Below are 3,301 nucleotides of genomic sequence, written 5' to 3'. Positions count from 1 at the left end.
GTTGATGATAGGTTTTTTAAAGAACACTAACCTAATCTCTTGCCAAAGAGATATTTACTAAGCCACCTGTACGGGCGCACAGAGGTACTTTATGTATTCCGCCATGCCCTCTTTGGCGATTGCCTTCCACGCTTCCTCAATTAAAATGAGTTTGCGCACACCTTTCAATCGGCGCATCTTGTTGATAAAGACCTCCATAATGATGATTGTCACGATGGGGAAAAGTATCTTGTGGTCTTTTATGGCATCAATTTCAAAGACTATGAAGCGTTTGGAAAGCAGGTCTAATTGCTTCTCGGAGTTCAACAAATAGTCATACTCACCGCCCTTGTAATAGGGTTCCAGTACGTTCAGGAAATTGGCGAGGTCGAAGTCCTTTTCCCTGACTTGTTTTTCTGTCAATACCTTTTTGTAATCGCCCCGTACATACTCGTAAAACCCATTGAAAGAGGGATGTTCATCGCTTTGCTTGATGCGTTCGATATAACCGCTCACGGCATTGGACAATGCCACTTCTTCCGAACGTGTCGGCGGTTCATCATCACGTTTCCAAAGGGTAAGAATGAGCGTTTTGATACTTTCCCTTTTCTCAATATCAAACACGCCGTCATCGGTATAAAAGGGATTGAACGCAATCGGGTTATCTTCTGTGTAAGTAAAGTAAACACCGTCTTCGCCTTTGGTCTTTCCCTTAATCAACTCACACAATCCCTGATAGGAGTTTCCGGTATCTACGAGCAGGACGTGTGCGCCCTGTTCGTAGTATTGCCGCACCATGTGATTGGTGAAAAAAGATTTTCCCGAACCTGATGGCCCCAAGATGAACTTGTTGCGGTTCGTGATGATACCTTTTTTCATGGGCAAATCCGAAATATCCAAATGGATGGGCTTGCCCGTGAGCCTGTCCGCCATCTTCATACCGAAAGGTGATGGAGAACTTTGGTAGTTGGTTTCCTCGGTGAAGAAACACAACGCAGGTTCGATGAACGTGTAAAAACTTTCCTCTGCCGGAAAGTCGCCAGCATTGCCCGGCATCGCCGCCCAATACAGCGTAGCAACATCAACGGTATTGTGGCGTGGCTTGCATTCCATTAGAGCCAGCGCACTACCTGTATCGTTCTTTAGCTGTTTGAGTTCGTTCGGGTCATCCGACCATGCCATCACATTGAAGTGCGCCCGGATAGAAGACAAACCAAATGAATGCGCTTCGTTCAGGTACTTCTCAATCCACTCTTTGTTGATTTGATTAGCCCGGCTATACCTTGCCAGCGAGTGCATGTTACGGGCCGACTTTTCAAACTTGCGGAGGTTCTCATCGCTGTTGTCCAAAAACAGATATTGGTTGTAAATGTGGTTACAGCTAAGGAGCAGACCCACCGGAGCAGCAAAGGACAAAAGGCAATCGCTCCTGTCCGTGGACAGTTTTTCGTACCTCGTATTTACCGATACGGTGTTGGGCAAATCGTCCGTGTCCGAAAGCGTGTGCAGGCACAGCCTTTTGTTGCCGATACGCATATCTTCCGCACCGAGTGCGATGTCCTGCATAGCGGTTCCCGCCTCCCTTGATAGTGTAAAATACAGTTCCAGCAATCCCTGATTGTCTTCTGTACCGATAATGTCATCTTCGGTCAGGCGTTCCAGCTTCACAAACCCGCTATCGTTCATGATGCGCTCAAACTGCGCTACTGCCTCTATGAACCTGCGAACAGTTTCTTTATCCCTTATTTCTTTGGGAATAAGAACACCCTTACAAAGCGAACTGAAGTTGCTCTGCATCCGCATCCGCTCTTTGGTAGTCTTCGTCAGAAAGAGATAGCAGTAATGGTTTAAGAAAGGACGTTCGTTGAAATGCTGCTGGTAGGACTTCGCCAAAAAGCTCAATCCGTCCTGCGCAATATCCGGTGTGTAGCTTTCTTTGATAAACCAATCCTGTTTGTGGATGACCGTGTAATCCGGCAAGGTCTTGATAGCCTTGTGCCAAGCCGAATGGATGGCATCATATTCAGGCGATGCTACCGTGAACAGTTCCGGCAGGTGTACCCGGAAGCAAGCCGTAATGTCTGCATCCTTTGAAATGATGCAGTTGTGTTCCACCGCCAGTAATGGAAACTTGCTTTCCAGCGTTGTGGCTTTTGCTGTGTTTCTCATAGGGCTTTCGGTTTAGGGGTGAATTTTAACGAGCGGTGTACAGCTTTGCGGCAGATGATATATTTCGGATGCCTTTTCTTTGCCCCGAGTTTCATCAATCCGTGTTCGCCGTACTTACCGTTCAATGCGAATGTTTGCCACACGATGAGCGATGCGCCACCAGCCCCGATGAACAGGCACACGTAAGAGTTTACGCTTGCCATATACATAATCATGACGAGGATTAGCACACCGAGCAAACCACCCGAAAAAATGAACAGGTATTGCGCTTTTAGCCCTTTGAACTCAACCGTTCTCCCGATGCCTTTGTTAATGTTGTAACTACTCATAAAGCATCGGTTTACAGGAAGAATGAACGGAGAATAGTAGCGGCAACAATCAAGAAGATACACGCACCGAACCAGCTTGCAGCAGTCTTGCTTGTATCAGGGTCGCCCGAACTGAATTTGTTGTACACTTTCACACCCCCAATTAGCCCAACCACAGCCCCGATGGCATAAATGAGCTGGGTTGCAGGGTCGAAGTACGATGTAACCATCTGTGTGGCTTCGTTGATACCAGCCGAACCGTTCCCTTGTGCGAACACACCGAATGCAGACAGTAACGCTACGCCTGTCAGCCATACCTTTTTGCTTTGTTTTTCCATGTTAAAAACTGAATTAATTTTGTTATTACTTTCCCGCACCTTGCGGGCTTCGGAACAAAAGTCTCATGGAAATCAAGGCGCAATGAGGATGTGTCTTTCAGTGGAATTACTTGGCGGTGAGTGGCGGTAAACAAGAGTTTTCATTGCTGTTTTCCCTCAGTCGGAATACAGTCTTGCATATCGTTGCCTGACTTACAGATTATTGCAGTTTTTTGCTTAAATTTGTCCTTATTTGACAAGTCTTATAAATTCAAAATGACATTTGGAAAACGAATAAAAGAATTAAGGGAAAGCAAAGGATTATTTCTAAGAGAAGTTGGAGCAGCTTTAGAGTTGGATAATGCATTTATCAGTAAGGTAGAGAATGAAGAAAGGTTGTTACCAAGAAAGCATTTAGAAAGGCTTGCCGAATTTCTGAACGTACCACTGTACGTCTTCAAACTAAATTAGACACATTAGGATGAAACCTTAAGGAGACTTTCGAGTTATAAATTTATTAATTTTTGT

Annotated in this window: 3 protein-coding genes and 1 pseudogene; 1 reads left to right on the top strand and 3 read right to left on the bottom strand. The window is 45.5% G+C overall.

The genetic code is table 11. The features are described from left to right. Positions 1–66: 66 nt before the first annotated feature. The 3 genes and pseudogenes from EPX21_RS08565 to EPX21_RS08555 all read right to left on the bottom strand — a co-directional run. Positions 67–2,148, bottom strand: a pseudogene (locus EPX21_RS08565) (TraG family conjugative transposon ATPase); the annotation flags it as partial. After that, complete coding sequence (locus EPX21_RS08560; RefSeq protein ID WP_134089254.1) at positions 2,145–2,477, bottom strand: DUF4133 domain-containing protein; 333 nt, start codon at positions 2,475–2,477, stop codon at positions 2,145–2,147. The pseudogene EPX21_RS08565 and the gene EPX21_RS08560, both read right to left, overlap by 4 nt. Positions 2,478–2,488: 11 nt before the next feature. Next, positions 2,489–2,794 (bottom strand): DUF4134 domain-containing protein, encoded by a 306-nt coding sequence (locus EPX21_RS08555; RefSeq protein WP_134089255.1) that lies wholly within the window; start codon positions 2,792–2,794, stop codon positions 2,489–2,491. 255 nt (positions 2,795–3,049) lie between these two features. Here EPX21_RS08555 and EPX21_RS08550 point away from each other — a divergent pair, with 255 nt between their 5' ends. Further along, entirely contained in the window at positions 3,050–3,244 is a 195-nt protein-coding gene (locus EPX21_RS08550; protein WP_240768612.1) for a helix-turn-helix domain-containing protein, read from the top strand. Positions 3,245–3,301: the final 57 nt, after the last annotated feature.

It is taken from the genome of Olivibacter sp. XZL3 (assembly GCF_004368405.1).
Lineage (GTDB): Bacteria > Bacteroidota > Bacteroidia > Sphingobacteriales > Sphingobacteriaceae > Olivibacter.
This window is presented reverse-complemented; position numbering and strand designations above follow the sequence as displayed.